A 21,055-nucleotide genomic window follows, 5' to 3' on the forward strand; every position below is an offset into this window, starting at 1 on the left:
AGGGGCGCGATAACCAAATGGTTCATAAACTTGAAAATCCAGATCCGGATATGAACAAATTACCCACGGCTTTTGATGTAACTCAATTTGAATCAGATCAAGTTCCGAAGCTTTTGTTGTTCCATCTGGATGAGAGTGAACATAAGCTAAGATTTCGCCTTGATCTTCAGCACTTGCCAAATCCTCGGGATGAATTTCAAATTGATCAGATTGTTCGGCAATATTGCGACAAGCGATATATTGCTTATCAACAATCACACCACAGCATTCAAGCGGATAGCATTCATCAGCATGCGCCATGATTGCTTTTTTATGTTTTGCCGTCAGTTTCATAAAACCTCACAATAAGCTTGAAGCCGGGAAACCACCAAATGGCAGCGGTTTATTTTCACCAAATCGCAATCGGCAAGAACGTAAACGTCCTCCGCATCGATCAAGTGCCGGATTATCAGTTGGCTCATCTTTATCAGTGAACATTGCTACACCTGTGTAACCGCATTCCTCACCCCGGTACTTCCCGACCATGCACCAATGACAAAGTGAAGTTATTTGGCGAACTGGGATTTTTAAACCCTCAAAATCGATTGGATTGGACAGCTCGAAAGTCACTTGTTGTGCATTTTCAGATGTCTTTTGCTCGATGTACCAGATTTGCTCTTTTGATTCATTCGATGCAATTGGATTGCCTTCTGTGAAGTTTTCAGCATCTAAGTATTTAGCAAGTGTGGTAATCACTTTAAGTTTTGCACCAGCAAAGTCTTTAAACTGCAAACAGTAAGCAGACACAGCATTTTGAATGCCGTTGATATTGTTGGCCATGCTTAAAGTTGGTGCTGAAGCTTTACCGTCCGAACGCATTTCAAGGCCAGATACTTCCAAAGCCATAGGCTCAAATACTTGACCTTGCCAAATAATATTGCGGTTCCATACTTTTTGATCGCCAGCATCAAAAACTTTGCCAATGCTGCCAGAGTCGGCACCGATCAGACCACTTGAACCAATTGAAGAGTAGATTTTCTCCCAGTCTTGAAAAGCTATATGGCCATGAAAACGTAAAATGCCAGCACCTAAACTGCTGGCATCTAATTCATACAAATGGATTAATCCATCTACATAAAGCTTCTGGAAATCACTATTCAGGGTCATAAGTCACCTCGTCATAGATTGGATTTCCATCTTTGTCTAAGACTGGCACATCATCAAAAACAGGATTTCCTTCACTATCTACTGCTTGCACCCATTCGAATACTGGTTCACCATTTTCATTAATGACTGGTTGATTTGATAGGATGGGTGTGCCGTTTTGATCAGTTTGAATGTGGGTTACTGGCTTTTTATAGTTCTTGCCATCCACAATTACAGCTTTTCCTTCATCATCAAATAAATCTTCGTATTTAGTGATATAGGTCAATTGCGGTGCATACTTTACTTGCTGAACCATACGCGGTTGTTTTTCTGTTCTTGGAATTTTTCTGACGACTGTCTTTTTAATGCTGTTTAATCGAATATCGATCCAGCGCGGCTCACCGTTTGCATTGTTTGGAATATCGATTGGTGCATCAAGATTAGCAACAATGTCACCCTCTTCATTCATTTTTTTCTTGTATGTTTTAATTTCAAGATCACCATTTTCCAATGTCTGATATTCAACTGCACAAATCTTATTGCCGTGAGTGTCGGTCGGAATTTCAATCCACCAACCTTCCTTCGCAAAACCTGACGTTCCTTTTAGCAAGTAGTGCCCTACATCGAGCTTTTCAAAAGAGAGAGGCTGTTCAGAGGCTTCGTCATTAGGCTCAATTTTATCGGCAAATAGCTTAACAATCGGAGATGCTGACTTGATGAAACCATTTGCATCCACTGTTGTATTTTTTGACGACAAAATTTTACGCCACGGCTGAAACGTATTTACATTCCAGTTTACAGACCTGACATACATATCGGAGTTATGTGTTATGCTTAATTGTGCACAAGCATCAGTTGAATCGTTAATATCTAAATTAATAATTGCCTGAGAATTGTTGTCTGGATAGTCTCCAGCACTTGAAATATTATTACCATTATTTTGCCAATAAAAGGCATTACCATTTCCTCTCAATGTTGATAATTTTTGACTACCCAGTCGAATTGACTTTCCAACTCCAAAAGCACCTACTTCCATTACATTCCCGGCAGCGGTACCTACATAACGACTAGCTGCATGGGTGTTATTCGTAAAGTTTTCATTCATTTTTGCGCCAGTAGAGCGGAATGTGTCGCCACCCGCACCCGTTGGGGCAGTGCCTAAATTTACTGTTTGAATGGTCATTTTCTTACTCGCATAAAAAAGCCCCTAAAAAGGGGCTTTGAAGAGATTAAAAGTTAAGGATAAAAGACTTGGGTGAATGTCGTAGAGATTTGCCAAATATCACCACCTAAACAACGGGGTTGATATTCGCCTGTTTTAACTCGGACTTCACCGTCTAGTGGTGAATCCCAAAGAAACGAGTCAGCTCCTTTGTGATCATCAAAGAATGCTTTGATTTGCATGATTTCAGCTTTTTTTGCTGTTCGCGAATATTGCCATGTGCCAGATCGGTTATTGATTCCTATTGAGACATTTTGCTCATACCCATCACCAAACTTAGATGACAAAGTATTAAAGCTCTGCGAACCTGAGTTACCTTCTAAGTCTTGGCACCAAGTGAATTTACGATTACTCATGTTTTTTTGGCCAATCAATTTTCATAGTTTCTGATCTGTCTTTAAAACGTTTTTTGCAACTTTCAAGATCCTGCGTATTTTGATCTGGAGCAAATAACCCCCCACGCCTACTTTCACGAACTGCCCATTCTTTTACATGTTTGTTTAGTAGCTCTGCTGCTTTAGAACTCTTAGATTGTTTTTTAAAAATGAGGGTGAATGACAATCCAAAGACGAAACCCGTTGCATATTCAATTAGATTAAAATCAATTAAATTTGCACTTATGTAGAAAACTACAGCAATCATTAAAGCAAGCAGAAAAGTCATAATGTACTTTTTCACTTTTGTACTCCCATTAAAAAACCCACTCAGGAGAGTGGGTTTATTTGGTTTTAAGTGGTTAAACTTGGGTAATTAACGTCTCACAAGATTAAACAAGACCCCACCTTGACGGCTTTCTCGTCTAGCCCAATCGTTCATTGCATTATTTAGAGATTCAGCAATTTGCTTTTGCCCTTGTGTATTGACACTTGCGGATCCATCAGCAAACGTAATCTGTTGACTGATTTGCACATTGCCCTCACTAGGCCCGTTTTGACGATTATTTAAATAATTCGTCAAATCTTTGTTCTGTTGCGGATTTAAAACACGTTCACCACCATCTAAAAGCCATGTACCTTCACGCGGGATATTATCTATACCGTTATGAGCCATACCTTGGATTGTTTGAGCTGCCATGATACCAACTGAAGCATAACCTGTTGCCCTAACAACTCCAGCCAATACACTTCCATAAGCGCCACCTTGTGCCAGTGCTTTTGTAGCCCCCTCTTCCGTGTTAACAATTGCTTGAGCTATTGAAGCAGCCTTAGAGGCAAAGAACATAGTTTTGTAAAGTGCATTTGACTTCCCAACACTTTGCTCTAATAGTGCGGTCATGTCTGAAAAGACCTGCCCAGTCATTCCAGCAATTTGCGAATAAACTTGCATCTTGGTTTCAAAATTCTGTTGATCCAAATCACGTTCTTTTTGTGCGTATTCTGCATCAAGTGCGGCTTTCGATTGCAAATACTGCTCATGTGCATTTAGAAGCTCTTGTTTTCTAGTTACTTCAGATTCCAGAAAAATACTGTTGTCGGCTTTTGCATTTATCCCAGATACCTGATCATCATATGCCTGTTTTAAACCACCATAATCTGAAGAATATTGATTTTGCAAATTAAACTTTGAAAACTCTTCAGGATTAAGTCTATTAAATAGAGATTGAGCAGAGTTCTGACCAACTTGAAAGACGCTGTCAGAAGCTTGGTTTAAAGTTTCAAAAATTGCATAATCCTTAGATTTTGCCATCTCTTCGCGAACACGTTTACTTAAACTATAAGTTTGAAGTATTTCTTCACGTTCACGTTGGTAACGCTTCACAACAATTTCAGTCTGATTTAGATAACCCTCAAACGCCGACTGAATTTGTGCATCTTCTTCGCGTTTTACGGCAGCAATTTCAACTTGTTTTTGACGCTCAAGAGCAGCTTTAATCTCTAAAGCTTTTTTCGATTTCCCGTACTCATACTCGGCATTAGAGTCGATTAACTCTTTTTGTCGATCAAAGTTTTGTTCAATCTGCTTGATTCGATCAGTTTCAAAAGCAAAGTACTGGTTGTACTCCTCCTTTTTATCGGACTCAAGTTTTGCAATTTGAGCGGCATATAAAGCATTCTCTTGAGCCAATTTTTCCTTTAACTGTGGTGTTCCAGCATAGGCGAAGGTAATCTTTTCAATATTATCTTGATGCTCTTTTGCAAGTCGTTGAGCTTCGGTGTAATACCGAGCATCGACATCTTTTTTAGCATCATCAATGGCTTTTTGAGATTCAGCAGCCTTATTAATTAATTCAAGTTGATCTGCCTGTGTAGGCATTAAAATTGAATTGTCTACAGTAGATTTTCCAGATACTCCGGCGAACCATTTTTGGAAACCGGGTACGTAACCAGCAACCTCTTTGCGCTTGCTATCTGATAGACCACCTTTCAAATAGGTTCTTAAGCCACCTGCACCTGCATTGTAGGCCATTAAGGCTTTTGCACGATCACCAAAATCTTGGTAGTGTTTTTGCAAGTCTTTTGCCGCTGCTGTTGCAACTTCTTCAATCGAACTTTTTGAATTAAGACCATACTGCTTTCTAAACACACTCGTTGTTTGGAAAAGACCTATTGCCCCAGTATGACTTTTTGCTCCAGCATTCGCCCCAGACTCTTGAAGAATCAAGGCAGCAAGTGTTCCAGCAGGCAAACCATACAAACTTTCAATCTGAGCAAAATTATTTGCCTTAGCAATACCTTGTGCACGAGCAATTGCCGCCAACTGGTCTTTACTAAAAGTATAATTTTTTAGATTGAAGTTTTCGCGGGCAGCAAGTAGCACATCCTTTGACAATGGTGCTTTAAAAGCATCTTCTCCATTTGTTGCGACTTGTGCATCTGCATAAACATTCGCTTTATCTACACTTACCCCCTCTCTTACAAGTGTCTTTATATACCCTTCTCTAAGTACATCTTGTTTAGCTTGGGTAATGTATTCACGTTGTTTTTGTGTCAGTGATTGCCATGCCTCAGTAGAGTCTTTGACAGCTTTTGTTTGAGCTTGCTGTGATTTAGTTGTCTCATCAGTAACATCTTTAACTAATTTTTGGATCTCTTTTTGACGATCTATAGAGTTATTTGCAGCATTAATTTTTGTATCTAATTCTGCAACAAACTTAAGTGTACTCTCACTAACCAAGCCTTGTTTTTGAAGCTCCGCAAAAGCATTCTTAGCTTCATCCCCACCTTGTTTTAAGCTAGCAAGGTACGCTTGAATCGCTGTAAATTGCTTAATATCACCTTGAACTTTCAAGTCGTTTTCAAATTGTTCTAACGCTGTAAGAAGACTTTTTAGTTCTTTGGTTTGTTTTTCAACCTCCTCACTTGCCTCAATACCTTTTATAGCTAACTGTGCTGCGGTAAAGCTTTTATATTTTTCCTTTAACTCATCAATTGTAAGACCTTGGTCACTCAGCGCCTCTGTAGCGTCCTTAGTCTGTTGAGTCATTAGATAATATGCACCACCAGCTACAGCAATTTGTGTTGCTAACATTGCCAATCCAGCGGGACCACCAAGTAAAGCCATAACACTAGCAGTAGCTCCAGCATTCCTAGCAAAGCTTGCTAAGCCCACGCCCGCACGAACTGCAAAAATAGCAGTTTGCCCAAGTTGATATGTAGCGACAACCAAAGCAGGAACAAATCTAGTTGCAATGCCAGCAGATACGGCAATAGTTACCGCTTTAATATCATCCCAATTATCAATAACCATTTTGACTGCTGGAACTACATTATTTATTAGGCGATTTTCTAAGCCCTGCCATTGTAAATCCATCAGCATTAACTGTTTTTTTGCTTCCGAAAGATTCGCGACCAATTCATCAGTCATAATTGCGCCAGCTTTTTCAGCTGCATCGCCCCATTCTTTAAAACCTTTACCACCATTTTCTAGCAATGGGATAAGTAAAGAAGAATCTGAAATGATTGCTTCCATGTAGAATTTCATATCATTGGTAGAGGCTCCAGCTTTTTCCAATGAGTTATAAAATAGTTGAAGTGCTTCTGGACCGGACAGCTTTTGAAACTGTTGAATCGTTACACCAACTTTAGGGGCAATATTGGTGAAAAAGTCAGCTAAAGGCCCACCACCTGTTTGCTGAAAATCGCCTATACGATCCTGCATGTCTTTCATTTTATCTGCAAAAGATTCCAATGAAATTCCAGCAGTTTCTGCCCCTTTGGCGTAATACTGAAATTCACGCACTGAAGCATTCGCAAGTTTTGAAAACTTTTGAATATCATTTCCAGTCTGAATAACTTGATCGCTAAAATTAACAAGCTGAGCCACTGAAAGACCAGCCACTGCTCCACTCAATGCACTTACAGCAATAGCAGCAATATTTAAAGAATTAGCAATCCCTTGACTCGATGTTCGGGCTTGGCGCTCTGCCTTACTTAATGGTTCCGTAAAACTAGCTGTTTGAACAACCAAATCAAGCGTTAATCTGCCAAGTGAATTTGTCGCCATACCTTTTCTCCAGACATAAAAAAACCCGACACTTGGTCGGGTTATAGATAAGTCTATTTAGTTGCTAATTTTCGATTTCATGTTTCTAGCAATGCTCATAAGATCATTACTTCGTGAAAAGTTAAAAAATCTTTCAAATATTTCTGAAAGTTCAATCATATCTACAGGGTAAAACCGTCCCTCGAGACATTGAGTAATTACCTTTCCTTTCTTATGATAGAGATGCCTCACATCTAGTTATTGGAGATGCTGAGGAACGTAAACGCTTAGCCCATATTGCTGCCAAAGCAGTTTTTGAGGCTCTCGGGGAAACCTACGATCAGCAAGAAGATGATAAAAAAGCACCCTAAGGTGCTTTTTTATCATCTACTTTCTTTGCTCTAGTAGTGCTTGGTGAGTAACTTTCCAAGGCTCAAACCGCTCTCGCTCTAGCGTATATTTAAACTTATTTGCAGGAAAGTTACTCCCGCCATCCACACCACCATACTTACTATCTGCGTGATCCCAACTTATAACTTCAAATTTATTAGCAGTAATTTTTTTGATAGATTCAATGTATCCATAATTGATACCAACATCTTGACCAAAAGCGAAATCAGTTTGAATAGTATAAGGCATCCAGTCACCTCCATGTTTGGCAACTTCAGTTACAAAGCTAGACATGGTCCCTGATCCACCGGAACACCCCATATCCCCTACCCATAAAACAAAAAATACATATTCATTACTTTTTTTATCGTAATTAACTGTTGTTACATCTTTAATAGTAGTGGGTCGTCCATTTTCCGGATCTTTTTCAAAAGAACTCATACAAGAAACAAGCCCAGAATATTGCTTTACCATATTAAGAGCATTTTGTTTATCTTCTAATTCAGATGAGGCATGAACAAAGGCAGAAAAAGCGACTGCGGCAACTAATAAAATAATTTTTTTCATATAAACCACTACAATGTAATACTTAATAAAATAGGAGCACTCATGGCATGAGTGCTCATCTCAATTACCAATTTGCATTGGACTGAGTTGATGTAATTGCTGTCTTGTATTGATCGATCACACTATTAAGTTTTACAGCAATTTTTTGCTGGTGCTGAATAATATTGATTGGAACTTCTTTACCCATATTCACGTTATAACCACCTTGTACATAGGTCAAATTTGTTCTAGTAACATCATTAATTGTTACTCTTGCCTTATTATCTTTGGTATCGATTTTAATCGTAAAGTTAACTTTATCGTTGCCAAAAGCGCCACAATCTATAAAACCATCACAAGGATACTGAATATTTCCTTTCCCAATAATTGAACCAGTACTTTTGTCTGCATATTGGATGACATTGTTTGCGGATTTGAATGATTGAGCAATCCATATCTTTGAATCTTCAAAAATCTGATCTTTCGATTTATTTGGAATTTCTATTACCTGCGATACCTCAGGCATTGCCTGCTGTGTAGATGTTATTGGTGTTGCACACCCCACTAAACCCAGAGCGATTAAACCAGCAACTAATATTTTCTTCATGATTTCACCATTTGTTATAAAGTTTTGACAAAATAACAATCAGTTTATTAAAAAACCACCCTTTTGAGTGGTTTTTTGATCATTTTCTTAATCACTGGCTACTTTTTCCAGATAATCAATTAAAGATAGTGAGTTGTCTTCTGGTGGCGTTTCATGAGGCATAAATATATAAGGGTCTACTTTTGTTCCCTCTTTAACTTTGAAGCCTGTGTAATGTGCCATCCAGCTTCCAAAGCTTTGCTCTAAACGGCGCCCAAAGAAAAGAGAGCCATACCTTTGACGGTAGGCTCTCCAATACATCAACTCTCTATGTGAAAGTTTTTGTTCAGCTTCTTCTAAGGTGTTTCCACCGATTCCATTGAGGACGAGTTCAATGAGGAGTTCTCTGTCTGCAAGCTCTTCTTCCGAGACTTTCCCAAAAAATTATTAACTTCATCAGCAGCAGCATACATAGCATTTATTAAACTAGGCTCTGCTTTATAGATGTCATTAACACTTGAGAAAAAAGGTGTTCCCTTTTGATCCGAGCAAATTGAACCAAGTAATTGAGCAGCTTGCATGTGAGTTGAGTCGATTTTCTTAACCTTTGAATCCTCAAGATTCTCATAATTAAGATCCCATTCAATTGCCTTGGATGCCTCTCGACTTTCCTTGAAGTTCATTTTTTTGACAAAAATATCAGCTTCAAGCTCAACAATATCACCAAGCTCTAATGATTTGTTTTTCGTCAATTTTTTTAGTGACTCAATATTAATTTCAGTCGCTTCAACATTCCACTTGACGGCTTTTTTAACTGGAACGTTTAGAGTAGTTACACTCTGCTTTAAGTCTGCAATGCTGATCTTAGCCATTATGGAGCCACCGTGCGTTTAGTTGGAGTTACGCCAGAAGTACGAATCAATGTGAATGAATAACCAACTACAGAATCGACTTCAAATGCATTAGGTGCAGTAGGATTAATATAACCCTTGAATGACCACCACATACGATCCTTTGGCAAATCAATACCGGTAGTAGCATTATAAGTTGGAGCGGTGGAAGCATGACCCGAACCAACATGCCACTCTAAAATCTCTCCAGATTCGGCAATTTCAATTAACTTGTCATGACTGGTGTTCGTATCATCGTAATCGATTTCTATTGCACCTTCACCAGGATCACGCATACCGCGAACATACTGTTTTGATTCTGCATCAAGACAAGTTACATCAATTTTTTGAAATGAATCTTGCCCCAAGTCAATCCGTTTAGAGCAAACAAAACGAACCACTTGACCATTTAACACAGTAAATAACTGTGTTTTTTGAGTTTTAACATTAGCCATTAAGAGCGCTCCTTAATTTTAGGCATAAAAAAAGCACCCGAAATGGGTGCTAAGTGAAAATATGGTTTAAGTTTTATTAGCGGTTTACGATCCAGCTAACATCAAAAGAATAATGAGGCATTCCTGTTACGGGGTCCTTATCTGCCTCGCCATAACGAACCACATAACAATCAAGTTCAATTGCATAACGAATTGCTTCTGCAACTAGTTCAACTACATCTTCATCCGTTGCATACACATCAATTTGAATAATTACATTGTCCGAAACAGGACGTGAATCAAGGTTGCTATTTGAATCACCAGAAATTGTTTGCCATGTCACATATGGCGCTTGTGGCTCATCTGGAGCACTTCCAAACTTCCAGACTCGCAAAATTCCATCGCTTTCAAGTAGAGCCTTAACCGCTGGATCTGCTCTGGCTAATTTAAAAATTGGAACATCAATCATTAAGCTGCACCTAAAACCACGCTGAGTTCAAAATTAAATACTTGAACAAATTTATCGGTAACTTGTTCAATGTTTTCGTATAAAGCAGGGCGTAAAAATGGAGTAGCAGGCTGTTTACTGGTGCCTAACTCAAGGAATCGCCAGTAAAAGACTCGGCCGTCCGCTTGGTAAGTTTGACCAACACGTCCAGCACGTCTATTTTGAGCATTGTTTGTATATGGGATACGTGCACCACCACGCACTCCCACGCGCATAACCAAAGTGTTTTTATTTCTACTCCGGCCATTTTGAACCACAATTTCTTTCCAGATTTTTTCTGGAGTGGTTGGATCATCTAGGCGTTTAACTTTTTGACGAGCTGCATCTCTTGCAATATTCATTGCCTGCCGCATCGCTTTACGGGCGATACGTTTTACAGTCTTGTCATTACCAATTGCCCTCATTTTTCGCAATGCTGGCTCCAGACCATGAATTTGAGTAGCCATAAATCACCCATTCCATGCTTTATCACCAGTTGATAAGTTGATGGTTAGATATTCACGGCGCGAATCTGGATCTCGCATAGGTTTGCCGTCAATCTTGTAATAGTAGCCATCAAACAAAACTCGCATGGTGCTATCAATCTGCTTTGTAGTGCTGCTAAAACGCACTTTTGCACGGGCTTGTATTGCGCTGTTTGCTGCTTTGGCTGCAATAACATCACGGGTTGATAAGTCAGTTACTTCGGCCCAAATAGTTGCAAGATTTGACCATGAGGTAATTAATTTACCTGTGTTTTGATCTTGAGTTTGTATGGGCTTTTGAATGGTGATGCGGTGGCGCAATTTAGGGGTAATATCTGACATTTAAACCCCCATAATTCTGAATTTTTGCAATAAATCCCAGTAAGCTCTCGGCTTACCTTCTGTGCTTCGGCTATACCGATATTGAACATAAATTAGTCTTGCTGAATCTAACCAATCATTATCTAAGATATCAGTTTCATCTACTCGATCAGACTCATTCACAATCACTTTACGATCTAAATCGTTTTGAATTACCTCTTCTGCATCTGCAATCCATTTAATAATCAACGAATCTTCATCATCTTCGTCAATGCGACAGTGTAGTTTTGCCTGATCTAAAGTAATCATTCTGATTTCACCTGTTTTGTGCTTTTAACTGGCTTCTTTTCTTCTTGTGGTTCTGCCAGAACGCCTTTATCTAGCAAATGTTTTACTGTTGCTGGATCAGCCTCGCGAGTGTCACCAGTTTTATAAAACTGATCGCCAAAATGTTCACGCTTAACTTCATACTTCATTTCAATCTCCTAAAAGAAAGGGGCTTTCGCCCCTATCCAATTAAGGTGTAACAACAGGTTTTAAGTCGCCATATACAAATGCCTCTGGACGATAAACAGCTAAAGCTAGACGTTCTTCGGCAAGGATTGTGACCAAGTTCTTAACAAAGTCATCTTCGTTCTCTGTTGCAACTTCAACACGTGATAACCAACGGTCGAAAATCTGAGCACCCATTGAGAATGCACCAGTCAAGAACTTACCTGCTGTGATTGCTTGAGTTTCTACAACTGGAAGGCCCCATAAAGTAGGGTTTAATGTACCTTGTGGATTACCAATAATGTATTGACCAGTTGTGTCTTTCAGAGTTTCAATGCTTGCCCAGTCAATCGGGTTAAGAACATGGCCACTTGCAGGATATTCAGCAAGAATCGCTTGGAGCATTGCATAACGCAAAGTATCAATGATCGTTTCTTGTGATGGTGTTACACCTGTAGGACGAACATAAGCAGTCGCTTGAGGAATAATCCCAAGTAAGTTCTGACCAGTACCGTCACCATTAAGAATTTGCTGCTCTTCTTTGAAAGCCAATCCATAACGCAAACGGCCATCAATGTATGACTGCAATTGTGAAGCATCATCAAGGATCTGACGCGAAGCTTTCATATAATGTGCGATAACTTTGGCAGTTGTACTTACAAGGTCAAACTTAAGGTCAGACTCAGGCTTTTTAGTTCCTTCAGCTACCATACCAGCGCCATTTGTAAAGCCAGTCTCACGCACGTATTCAAGTGCATTTCCATCCATACGGCCCTGCATTAGAAGGTCGCGAATTGTTAGCTTTCGGTCAGGTGGAGCAATAATCCCCGGAATTCGTGTAGTTTGGACCAAGTCGCCTGCTGCCCCTGCCGTATCCGTAGTTGCAGAGGTAATGGTGGCTTTAATTTCTAAGTTAGCTTTACCACGTTGACCTGCTGATCCAACGAGGGATTTAAATTGCTCAGATTCAACAAATTGACGTCCTAAAGATTTTTGCTCAGTAGGCTGGTCATTTGGTCGACGCGCCATTTTTTGCTCTAGCTCATCTAAACGAGCTTTAGTCTCATTACATTTGGTAATGGCTTCATCTGCTTTATTTTTTGCATCTTCTGAAATTTTGTCGCCATGTTCACGCTTGCCTTTAAACTCTTCGGCAATACCCTTAACGGTGTCTACGTGTTTCTTAAACTCTTGAGCGAGTTGTTCTAGGTTTTGTTCAGACATTGCTGACTCCTTTTAAAATATTTAAAGCATTAGAAATTGATTTCGCTTCTTTGGTTTCTTCCTCTGACTCGCTCAGAAGAGAACGCAAGCCTTTGCTAGCGATTGCAGTAGCTTGGTTTTTTGAAAATCCTGACTCTCTCAAGAATTTTTCAAATTCTGGTAATGTTGGCAGTTCGCCATCATCTAATTTGGACTTAACGGAAGTGATGAGGCTGCGCTCATTTGCAGGCTGAGTGACAATCGAGATTTCGCTAAGGTCAACTTCAACCAATTCGCGAACGCCATTTGTCTGTTGATTAGCCTTTTTGGTTGAGTAGCCAATGCTTAGGCCGTCTATAGCGCCAGCCTTTAAAAGTGCATGAGTAGACTTGGCTCTTGGGACGTCATCTATAAGTAACTTGCCTTCAACATAAAGGCCTTTTTCGTCTTCATAGATGTTTGTGTAGACACCAATAGGTTCACTATCGTTATGGTTCCAAAGAACAGGCGGCATCTTATTTTTGGCGCGCCATTTTGCGATAGACGCTGTAAATGCACCTGGTAGAATTACGTCGTTATACCAATCTATATTTCCAAATACGGCACCATAGCCCGAAAAAAAACCGTCCTCTTGGACGGCTTTGATCTCTAAATTAAAACTTTTTCTAGTCATTGAGGATTCCCCTGATTTTCTCCAAGTGGCACCATTTGCATCTGTACTGTGAGCTTATTAGCCGCTGGATCTGTAGATGCTGGCAAATCCTCCAACTCTCGCGCTTCATTCCGCGTCATTAAGCCGTTCTGCGTCATTTTTACGTAGAAATCACCACGCTTAGCTACATCAGAGCGCAGCAAGCCATCTACAGAGAATTTAGGACGGTATTTGTATTTGTCTTGAGGCAAAAGTAGCTTGCGAGCGATTGTTTGCTCATAGCGCACTAATTGAGGGTTAAGTGCATAAGTCAAAAAGCCCTGATTGGTTTGTTCTAGACTTGACGCCCATGAACTAGCCTTATTAGTGTGCCCAATTAACTGAGGTGGAACCCCAAAAGCACGGCAGATTTCTTCAATACCAAAGTATCGTGACTCCAATAACTGAGCATCAACAGGATTAATACGGATACTGCTTGCACCTGAAACCTTCATGCCAGCCTCAAGTACCATGTACTTTCCTGCATTTTCAGGGCGGCTAAACTCAGCTAAGTTGTTTCGCATTCTTTGACGTTGTTCTTTAGTTAGTGTTTGCTCACCTGTTTCAAGGAATCCACCAACTTTTAAGCCATTTTTGAACCAATCTTGTGCTTGGTTATTAGCATCAAATTGCATACCAATGGTTTGTGCAAAGAATTGGATAGCAGATAATCCAACAAGCCCATCTAAAGTGAATCCTTTAAAGTGGAGGATCTTGTCTTCAGAATAAATTGTGGTCTTGCCGTTCTCAGTGTAATGAAACTCAATTGAACCTGATTTATTGCGCTTTACAATCATTTCACTTGGAAAAAGTGGCTCTAGGGCTATCACTTCGCCATTTGACCGCTTTGTGATTAGGTTGAATGAGTTCCCCCACAAGTCTAAACAAGCGCTTTGTACCTGCCAAAACTCACTAGCACACATGTCAGCATTCGGCGAATCATGCAAAATACGATAAAGATAATGGTCAACAGCTATACGCTTTTCATTATCATAAAGTTGAAGAGGCAGTGTTGAGATAGTTTCAGCACGTAATTTCACACACGCCCAAACCGCTGACAGTTTTAAAGCAGTCTCAGGCGTTACAACTGCACCACCTGACGAAATATAACTATCAAAAGGATATGAAGTGTCCCCTTTTTTTAATTGAGTTCTTCCAGTCAATCGTGACCAGAAACGAGTCCAAAAACCCGTGTCTTGTAAATCGCTCATGCTATCACGACGTCCTCTAAATAATCATCAATGTCTAAATTCTTGGCAACTGGATTAAGGCTCATTAAAGCAACTGCGTTAAATGTGGCAATTAATGGGTCAATCTTCCCTACACCAGATTCCTGTTTAGTGATTCGCATACCATTACCAACCATCACGACACGGGCATTACCTGCTGCCCAAGTCATTAGCTGTTGTCCAGCATGGTAGAGATTTCCTTCAGCTAATTTGCGCTCAGTGGTAAGGATGTAAGACATGAGCTTGTAGCCTTGTGGCACTGCAAACATACTTTCCTCTGGAATGCCTGCCTCAAGCAAGCCATCTAAAAGGCCACCTAAGCCCAATGGATCTAGTCCGATCTTATTGAGCTTGCCACTGTCATAAACCTTCTTGGCAATTGCTGCCAGTTGGTCAATGTCCTCGCCTACACGATCAACAACGGTAAGAGAACCCTCAGACTTGAAGTCTTCATATTTGGGAACGTTTTCTTTGCGACGTTCTAAAGCAATCTTATTTGCCCATGCATGATTCCATAACCACCAAATGCGTGGGTCCTTCTTTAATCGACCTAAAACCGCTAATCCGAGCAAGTCATCTAAACCACCACCATCGATACCAATAGTTATAAGTTCTGATTGCTCAATGATGTGGTCCAACCCAAAAACGTGCTTTTGCTTATTCCAATACTCAGCACCTGCCCATCGGTTAGCACGTAAGTTCATGCCGATTTCGATGTTTAAGTGCTTAGCCAAGAAGTCTCTAAGAGATTCTTCACCAGCATCTTTAACTTTGTTAAATTCCGAAATTAGATATTCAAGGTCAACCGATGCACCCAAGTTTGGGTTTGTGATATAGAAGTTCTCAGGCTTTAAGTGCTCACCTGCTTCAACTAGATATTTTGGGAACTCATAGATAAGAGGAAGAAAGGCCTTATCTTCTTTGATCCCATCACGCACATCACGGGCATAATCTAAAAGCTGTTTAAATACACCACATGGCACTTCATCCGACATGGTAGACAGATAAATTACACAGCCTTCTGGACGTGATGCTAAACCACCCTTTGCTTCACGAAACATTGATTCCGCATTCGCACGCTTACCAAAGAGCCAAACCTCATCAATCAAAATGATCGAGGCCTTTTTACCTGCTGCGGCGTTAGATTCTGCTGCAATAACTTTAAGTGTTGCTCCGGTACCTAGATGCGTAACTGTTTTTGTGTGCTCAGATACATTGATCAGTGCACTAAGTTCTTCATCGGCGCGGATAAAGTCACGAATTGGGTTAAAGCTGTTGTCTGCAACCTCTTTTGTAGGCGCTAAGATAATCAGTTCAGCAGAAAGGCGGTCATTCAAAAGTAAAGCAACAAGCATCACACCTGCCGCAATCGTGGACTTGGTATTCTTCTTAGAAATTAGAAGAAAGAACTCACGAATTAATCGACGCTTTGTATTTGGATTGTATGAGCCAAAGATTGCTCGGACAAACTCAATTACCCAATCCAATGTGACATCGCCCATTTTAGGGCTGCCCATCACATCAACAAGAATCAGTTCTTTAAATATGCGCTCAGCAACATCAGCAACTTGTGGAAATAATGGCTCACAAGGCATGAGCGACTGTTTAGCAACAATACGCTCCTCCCAGTCTGGGCAAGCGGTTGTCCATTCTGGAAGCATTGCGGTCATAAATTTACCTTGATATACAACCTATTTGATAGCCAACTGAGGGTGTGTCCATCCCCATGCTGCGCAACACTGTAGACATTACAATTGGCTATCAAATAAGAAACCGCCCGAAGGCGGCATAATTATTTTTTGTTCTCTGGCTTCACAGCATCGCTAAAGTTTTCTGCTGCATTGTTAAGGGTTGATTTAGTTCTTTGAAAAACTTCACCATCTTCACTTACATCAATAGGAATCATTACTGCATCAACTACAGCAGTTACAGGAGCGACAGCCACAGAAACTGCTGCCTTGGTCAAACTTTCTAACATTCCAAACATATATTCACCTCAACTAGGTAATTGGTTATTCAAAGTGCCAAACTTGCCTGATTTTGTTGCAGCTTTAGCAGCATCCTCTTTGGTTTCTTTCTTGCCCTTTTCGGCCACTTTGCCGTGGACGTATGGAAGGGCTGCTTTCGCTGCATTGAAGCGCAAGAACATGTCGTCACTTTTGTTCATGACATTGATTAGAAATTGAAGTGGGTCATCCTTTGCATAGTCGTCGTCATTCAAAGGATTGTCATATTCACCACTATTTTCAGTTTTAACTTTTGGTTTCTCAGGAGTTAAAGTTCGGCCTTCTTTTTCAGCCTTTAACTTTTCAATGTAGACAATAATCTCAGAATTATTTCTTAATTTTGAACCCTGCTGTGAAGCAGTCTTTTCTTCGTAACCTGCTGAAATAGCAGCTTCTTTGTTTGTTGCACCATCAACAATGGCGCGAGCAAACTTTTTCATTTTCTCGGTTAATGCCATTGGATCACCTTTAACTTTTGCTTTAACTTTTAATGAAAGGGGAAATTTTTTTATAAGTGAGAGGGGGGGCGGTGTCCAACGGCGAAGGGCTTGGAACTTTTGACCTCCCCCCTGCCTGCTGGATTTTTGTGCATCATTTTGGTGCACCCCAAATATATTTAATAAAGCTTACAACCCGCTTCTATCTCTTCAGGTTCTGCATGCCGTACCTTGCTTAAATCTGCATAATCGCCTGACGTAAAGTAAACCCTCCCATACTCTACCTTTTCAACTGTCATAAGGTCAGTCCAAGCACCTAGCAAGGCAACCACTTCACCTTTAATAAAATCTTGGGTAATCATAGTCGGCTCTCCTGTTGGGTTTTCTTCTTATGGCATGGAACACAAAGAGACTGGAGGTTAGATTCATCATCCGTTCCTCCTCTTGCCACATTCACAATATGGTCAAGCTCTAAGTCTTTAGTAACAATGCCACAACATTGACAAGTCCACTCGTCACGTAAATGGATCTTAGCTTTAAGACGGCGCCATGGACGACCACCACGACCAGAACCCCAATTGTTTTGCTTAGGGTTCTTCCGGGTTTGTGCGGGTGCCTGTAGCGTCTGTAACTTGTTCTTGAATGTTTGGAGTTTCATTTAAGTTTACTCGCGCATCTACACCATTAAGTAAGTCAATTGATATCCAATCGATATCTAAACCCTTGCGTTGATATTCTTGGATCAATCTAACTAAACGGAGTTCCAATTGTTTACGCTGGACTTCTGGAGTTTCTGGCTCAATAATTAAATGCGGCTGTTCAAGACCATCTAATCCATAAAACCCCAAGCGATTATTAATAATGCTCTTCTGAATCATCTTGCTCACCTTTGGAATCTGGAACGGTGCGAACAATACCCTGTTCATCTTTCACCAGCCCTGTTACTGGTGGAATGATTGTTGAATGAGAAGGGTTGTTTTTAAGGAACTCCGTTAAAGCATCGTTCTTAGGCGGCTTTAAAACTCTCTCACCTTTATCAACCAAGAAAGTCCCTTCCATTGGTACATTCGCTACACCAGCTATTGAAAGCCCTGTTACTTCTGGACGGTGTTTGCGTTCAATGAGCACCTTCTCGTCTTGTAGTTGCTGGATTTCCTTTTCAATCTCATCCAAGCGGTTGTATTCTTGGTCACGTTTAATAACCTCAACATCTGCAAGCAATGCATTAATTTGCTCTTGATTAGATGGGTACACTTCAATGATTGCTTTCCACGGCGAATCAACTTCTGCTACTAAAGTGATTTTGTGGGCACATCGTAGGTACTCGCCATTATCAAGCAATATTTTTGTACCCTGTGCTTTAGTAATGTTGGAGTCATCTTTAGGCGGTATAACCGATACAATTCTAGGCATTGATATTCATCCTTATAAAGTCACCAAAATAGGCTGATCTTAGAAATTGCTTTATTGACTCAACAAGTTCACAAATGCTATTGCATTCAACTTCTAATGCTCCACACCTTACGGCGATAGGAAAGCTATAGTTATTGAAGTCAAATTTAAGAGGTGACAGTTGTTTAACTTCCGGTTCAGACAAATCAAATAAAATGAAATTTCTGTTAGTTGCTTTTGCAGCTACTGAATTCAACTCTTGTAAAATGCTTTGAACCTCAGCCTTTATTCTTTCACTATCCGCTGCTTTCTGAAGCCCAATCTCTACTGCCTCTTGAAAGCTAATACATTCACTTGTGCTCATAACATCACCCATCTAGTGATCCTGACCGTTGTGCTGGTTCACTATCTTCAAGCATTAATAGAACTTCGGATAACTGAGCAGATTGTTCTGCATTGATTTGGACGATCAAGCTATTCTGTTCAATCAGCTTATTGTTTTGCTCTATCAGTTTAAGCACCACATCTTGCAAATTTGAATCATTGCTCATTTTGATAACACCACTTAAGGTCATCCGGGATAATCAACATCACGCCCAAGTCTCTATGTGCATAGATGTTGATCTTATCCAGATATTTGGTGAATTCTTTAATGGTGGCCTTCTTGCTTTGCAGATGGTCTTTAATAAAGGTATTAACCAAAACTTGGTAATCCTTTTCAAGTTGACGGCGCTTAGGTCCATCGAATGCTTGAATAACATCTTTAAAGTTCTGCAAAGCCATGTACTTTTCTGCAGTCTCTTGCCGACCTTCAACATAGATCCGGGCAAGAAACTTTTTCTTAAAAAGTAAATGAAGGTCATCCTTTGAGTTACCGGTCTTTTGCTTGATCTGCTCAAGCCAAGCCCAGTAAAGCCGGTTTTGTGCGGCGCTTCTATCGTCTTCTTTCTGATTGATTCTAACGACTAAAGGTTTGCCTTCTGCGGCTGCTTTGGAGTGATTATTGTTCAGATAGTTAATTACCTGAACAATTCCTGAATAACTATTGATTGGGAATGTTGCTGGTTCCATATTCCCTCCAAAATTAATTCCCTCGAATTCGATGGAATTAATTCACTTTCAGATCAACATCAGGAATTATTGATTGTGGTTTAAAAGCTACCTTGTAGTGGTACGCGCTAACACCTTTACTTGTTAGTTGTTCAGAAAAATAAGTTACATTGTCAGATATACCTAATGAATGTTTCTTAAATTCAGACTCACCAGTTTTGCAGGTCACATCGACCTTGCGCTCACTGACAGCATCAAAAGAACACTTACCCTCAATTGTTAAAATGTATTCACCGGTGATCCCATTATAAAAAACCACTCTACGATCTAACTCAAAATTATCAGCCGCATACGACAAGTTCTTAGATGCAACTTGAGCATCACGAGAACAACCAACCATTGCCATTGTGCACATCAAGCCAATAGCCAAGAATTTTATTTTCATTGCTTTACCTTTCTATAGACACAAAAAAATAGCCTCTCGGCTCCGGATAAAACCCAATTAAACCCACCGCTTTTAATGGGTTTGTTTGGGTTATTTATAAGTCAAAATAAATCTTGTTCTGACTCAAGCATTGCGTTGGTTCGCTTAAGCCATTTATTAAATAAGTCTTCGCTTTCCTGTCTACTCCCTAGTTGATAAGTATCAAATAAATGATGGCAGGAAAAACACAAAGAAACAGTTTTAGAGTCGCAAGCCTTAATAGATCTGCCTTTACCGTCTTTGCTTGAATTAGAGTGCGCGGCTTGGCTTGGTGCTGGTGCACCACATCTCATGCATGGCAGCTTGCGAACTTCGGCTAATCGTTTGGCATCACGCATTCAACATGGACCGTAAATTATTAATCTTGTTTTTCAGTCGAATGATGATTCGATCTATAACAAGCATTTCTTCACGGCTTAACCCGGTGCGAGACAAGTTCTGGTAGCGGCTTAATTCATCCGAATATTTGTTTAAATTTTTCTTAGCTTCGCTTGTATCCATGTTCGCCACCCAATGCCTGTTTTAATTCTGACAATTTGTAGTGTGAATGTGGATTGTGAACACCGACAATACACTTATCTGTGTAAAACCCATGTACCTTAAAATGCTCATTCCATTCATCCACAAAATAAACAGCTTCTTGGTGTGCACTCTCAAGAATCTTTTTTATTCCCTTAGCACCAAGCTTCTCTAAAAGTTTTTTAGCTTTCATATATCCCCCGAAAAAATAAAAGCCCCGCCAATATCTAGTATTTGGCAGGGCTTTATGCGCCGTAATCCGTTCGGCAAAATTGAGAGGTGCCCCAACAAAGCACCTCTCGCGAGATAAAAGTTAAACTCGTATATTCCAGATCTTAACGGCGAGATTTACCACCTCACGTTCATTTTCCCAGTCAACATAAAGTCGCTCTTCATTTAAAGGATGATCAGGCCAAGTGGTTACATGTGTACTTGGACTTTGTGAACCACATTCATGACAAAATGCGCGAGCTGACCAAATCACTCCATGTTCTTTTAAATCATGAGAATCTGAATCTACTGCTAAACCATGAGTACATCCACAGAATGGACAAGGCAACCCTTCAACATCTGGGCGCATATTATTATCTTGATCAGCGTGCCATGTATTGCCCATTTTTGATTCTCCAGAAACGCAAAAAGCC

General features: G+C 40.2%; 33 protein-coding genes. All 33 read right to left on the minus strand.

Annotated features, from left to right (window positions below; all coding sequences use genetic code 11):
• Positions 1-333 (minus strand): C40 family peptidase (locus J671_RS16190; protein WP_212752946.1); only part of this gene is annotated, 333 nt, incomplete at its 3' end.
• Between the two features lie 6 nt (positions 334-339).
• Positions 340-1,146 carry a phage minor tail protein L gene (locus tag J671_RS16195; RefSeq protein ID WP_031982859.1) on the minus strand — a complete coding sequence of 269 codons (807 nt, stop codon included), beginning with the start codon at positions 1,144-1,146 and terminating at the stop codon, positions 340-342.
• Positions 1,133-2,308, minus strand: coding sequence for a pyocin knob domain-containing protein (locus J671_RS16200; RefSeq protein WP_031982860.1), 1,176 nt, complete (start codon positions 2,306-2,308; stop codon positions 1,133-1,135). The genes J671_RS16195 and J671_RS16200 overlap by 14 nt, the downstream gene beginning before the upstream one ends.
• A 53-nt stretch (positions 2,309-2,361) precedes the next feature.
• Positions 2,362-2,703, minus strand: a complete 342-nt coding sequence (locus J671_RS16205; protein WP_006581817.1) for a phage tail protein — start codon at positions 2,701-2,703, stop codon at positions 2,362-2,364.
• Positions 2,696-3,025 (minus strand): hypothetical protein, encoded by a 330-nt coding sequence (locus J671_RS16210; RefSeq protein ID WP_031982862.1) that lies wholly within the window; start codon positions 3,023-3,025, stop codon positions 2,696-2,698. The genes J671_RS16205 and J671_RS16210 overlap by 8 nt, the downstream gene beginning before the upstream one ends.
• A 72-nt stretch (positions 3,026-3,097) precedes the next feature.
• Positions 3,098-6,790 (minus strand): transglycosylase SLT domain-containing protein, encoded by a 3,693-nt coding sequence (locus J671_RS16215; RefSeq protein WP_031982864.1) that lies wholly within the window; start codon positions 6,788-6,790, stop codon positions 3,098-3,100.
• Positions 6,791-7,156: 366 nt separating this feature from the next.
• Positions 7,157-7,726 (minus strand): hypothetical protein, encoded by a 570-nt coding sequence (locus J671_RS16220; protein ID WP_006581815.1) that lies wholly within the window; start codon positions 7,724-7,726, stop codon positions 7,157-7,159.
• 64 nt (positions 7,727-7,790) lie between these two features.
• Positions 7,791-8,312, minus strand: coding sequence for a DUF4468 domain-containing protein (locus J671_RS16225; protein ID WP_006581814.1), 522 nt, complete (start codon positions 8,310-8,312; stop codon positions 7,791-7,793).
• An 87-nt stretch (positions 8,313-8,399) separates the two neighbouring features.
• Entirely contained in the window at positions 8,400-8,612 is a 213-nt protein-coding gene (locus J671_RS16230; protein WP_031982867.1) for a hypothetical protein, read from the minus strand.
• Between the two features lie 35 nt (positions 8,613-8,647).
• Positions 8,648-9,163, minus strand: coding sequence for a phage tail assembly chaperone family protein, TAC (locus J671_RS16235; RefSeq protein ID WP_031982868.1), 516 nt, complete (start codon positions 9,161-9,163; stop codon positions 8,648-8,650).
• Positions 9,163-9,636 (minus strand): phage tail tube protein, encoded by a 474-nt coding sequence (locus tag J671_RS16240; RefSeq protein WP_031982870.1) that lies wholly within the window; start codon positions 9,634-9,636, stop codon positions 9,163-9,165. The genes J671_RS16235 and J671_RS16240 overlap by 1 nt, the downstream gene beginning before the upstream one ends.
• A gap of 76 nt (positions 9,637-9,712) precedes the next feature.
• Positions 9,713-10,084: a tail completion protein gp17 gene (gp17, locus tag J671_RS16245; RefSeq protein ID WP_031982872.1), complete on the minus strand. Its 372-nt coding sequence runs from the start codon at positions 10,082-10,084 to the stop codon at positions 9,713-9,715.
• Positions 10,084-10,569 carry an HK97-gp10 family putative phage morphogenesis protein gene (locus J671_RS16250; protein WP_031982874.1) on the minus strand — a complete coding sequence of 162 codons (486 nt, stop codon included), beginning with the start codon at positions 10,567-10,569 and terminating at the stop codon, positions 10,084-10,086. The genes gp17 and J671_RS16250 overlap by 1 nt, the downstream gene beginning before the upstream one ends.
• Before the next feature lie 3 nt (positions 10,570-10,572).
• On the minus strand, positions 10,573-10,929 hold the full coding sequence (locus tag J671_RS16255; RefSeq protein WP_031982877.1) for a phage head closure protein: 357 nt from the start codon (positions 10,927-10,929) through the stop codon (positions 10,573-10,575).
• On the minus strand, positions 10,930-11,217 hold the full coding sequence (locus J671_RS16260; protein WP_031982879.1) for a head-tail connector protein: 288 nt from the start codon (positions 11,215-11,217) through the stop codon (positions 10,930-10,932).
• Complete coding sequence (locus J671_RS25955; protein ID WP_171073492.1) at positions 11,214-11,384, minus strand: hypothetical protein; 171 nt, start codon at positions 11,382-11,384, stop codon at positions 11,214-11,216. The genes J671_RS16260 and J671_RS25955 overlap by 4 nt, the downstream gene beginning before the upstream one ends.
• Before the next feature lie 40 nt (positions 11,385-11,424).
• On the minus strand, positions 11,425-12,624 hold the full coding sequence (locus J671_RS16265; RefSeq protein ID WP_031982881.1) for a phage major capsid protein: 1,200 nt from the start codon (positions 12,622-12,624) through the stop codon (positions 11,425-11,427).
• Positions 12,617-13,276, minus strand: a complete 660-nt coding sequence (locus tag J671_RS16270) for an HK97 family phage prohead protease (RefSeq protein WP_017393135.1) — start codon at positions 13,274-13,276, stop codon at positions 12,617-12,619. Before J671_RS16270 ends, J671_RS16265 begins: the two co-directional genes overlap by 8 nt.
• Complete coding sequence (locus tag J671_RS16275) at positions 13,273-14,505, minus strand: phage portal protein (protein ID WP_031982882.1); 1,233 nt, start codon at positions 14,503-14,505, stop codon at positions 13,273-13,275. The genes J671_RS16270 and J671_RS16275 overlap by 4 nt, the downstream gene beginning before the upstream one ends.
• Positions 14,502-16,193, minus strand: coding sequence for a terminase large subunit (locus J671_RS16280; protein WP_031982885.1), 1,692 nt, complete (start codon positions 16,191-16,193; stop codon positions 14,502-14,504). The genes J671_RS16275 and J671_RS16280 overlap by 4 nt, the downstream gene beginning before the upstream one ends.
• A gap of 122 nt (positions 16,194-16,315) precedes the next feature.
• Positions 16,316-16,510, minus strand: coding sequence for a hypothetical protein (locus tag J671_RS16285; RefSeq protein ID WP_031982886.1), 195 nt, complete (start codon positions 16,508-16,510; stop codon positions 16,316-16,318).
• Between the two features lie 9 nt (positions 16,511-16,519).
• Positions 16,520-16,987, minus strand: coding sequence for a terminase small subunit (locus J671_RS16290; protein ID WP_031982887.1), 468 nt, complete (start codon positions 16,985-16,987; stop codon positions 16,520-16,522).
• 158 nt (positions 16,988-17,145) lie between these two features.
• Positions 17,146-17,328, minus strand: a complete 183-nt coding sequence (locus J671_RS16295) for a hypothetical protein (protein WP_031982889.1) — start codon at positions 17,326-17,328, stop codon at positions 17,146-17,148.
• The gene (locus tag J671_RS25185) at positions 17,325-17,624 is read right to left on the minus strand and encodes an HNH endonuclease (protein WP_031982890.1); all 300 of its coding nucleotides are present in this window, start codon (positions 17,622-17,624) and stop codon (positions 17,325-17,327) included. Before J671_RS25185 ends, J671_RS16295 begins: the two co-directional genes overlap by 4 nt.
• Positions 17,554-17,844, minus strand: coding sequence for a hypothetical protein (locus J671_RS16300; protein WP_017724759.1), 291 nt, complete (start codon positions 17,842-17,844; stop codon positions 17,554-17,556). The genes J671_RS25185 and J671_RS16300 overlap by 71 nt, the downstream gene beginning before the upstream one ends.
• A complete protein-coding gene (locus J671_RS16305) occupies positions 17,822-18,379 on the minus strand; it encodes a hypothetical protein (RefSeq protein ID WP_031982891.1) in 558 nt (185 codons plus the stop codon). The genes J671_RS16300 and J671_RS16305 overlap by 23 nt, the downstream gene beginning before the upstream one ends.
• A complete protein-coding gene (locus J671_RS16310; RefSeq protein ID WP_000503081.1) occupies positions 18,372-18,734 on the minus strand; it encodes a hypothetical protein in 363 nt (120 codons plus the stop codon). The genes J671_RS16305 and J671_RS16310 overlap by 8 nt, the downstream gene beginning before the upstream one ends.
• Entirely contained in the window at positions 18,727-18,909 is a 183-nt protein-coding gene (locus tag J671_RS16315) for a hypothetical protein (protein WP_000063944.1), read from the minus strand. The genes J671_RS16310 and J671_RS16315 overlap by 8 nt, the downstream gene beginning before the upstream one ends.
• Positions 18,899-19,429, minus strand: coding sequence for a hypothetical protein (locus tag J671_RS16320; protein WP_000433061.1), 531 nt, complete (start codon positions 19,427-19,429; stop codon positions 18,899-18,901). The genes J671_RS16315 and J671_RS16320 overlap by 11 nt, the downstream gene beginning before the upstream one ends.
• A 37-nt stretch (positions 19,430-19,466) precedes the next feature.
• A complete protein-coding gene (locus tag J671_RS16325; RefSeq protein WP_000693736.1) occupies positions 19,467-19,853 on the minus strand; it encodes a hypothetical protein in 387 nt (128 codons plus the stop codon).
• Between the two features lie 101 nt (positions 19,854-19,954).
• Positions 19,955-20,185, minus strand: a complete 231-nt coding sequence (locus J671_RS25815; protein WP_316249722.1) for a hypothetical protein — start codon at positions 20,183-20,185, stop codon at positions 19,955-19,957.
• Between the two features lie 188 nt (positions 20,186-20,373).
• Positions 20,374-20,604, minus strand: coding sequence for a hypothetical protein (locus J671_RS16335; RefSeq protein WP_017724764.1), 231 nt, complete (start codon positions 20,602-20,604; stop codon positions 20,374-20,376).
• A 120-nt stretch (positions 20,605-20,724) separates the two neighbouring features.
• Positions 20,725-21,027 carry a hypothetical protein gene (locus J671_RS16340; RefSeq protein ID WP_031982895.1) on the minus strand — a complete coding sequence of 101 codons (303 nt, stop codon included), beginning with the start codon at positions 21,025-21,027 and terminating at the stop codon, positions 20,725-20,727.
• Between the last annotated feature and the right edge of the window lie 28 nt (positions 21,028-21,055).

This window comes from Acinetobacter sp. 1130196 (genome assembly GCF_000588095.1).
Classification (GTDB): domain Bacteria; phylum Pseudomonadota; class Gammaproteobacteria; order Pseudomonadales; family Moraxellaceae; genus Acinetobacter; species Acinetobacter nosocomialis.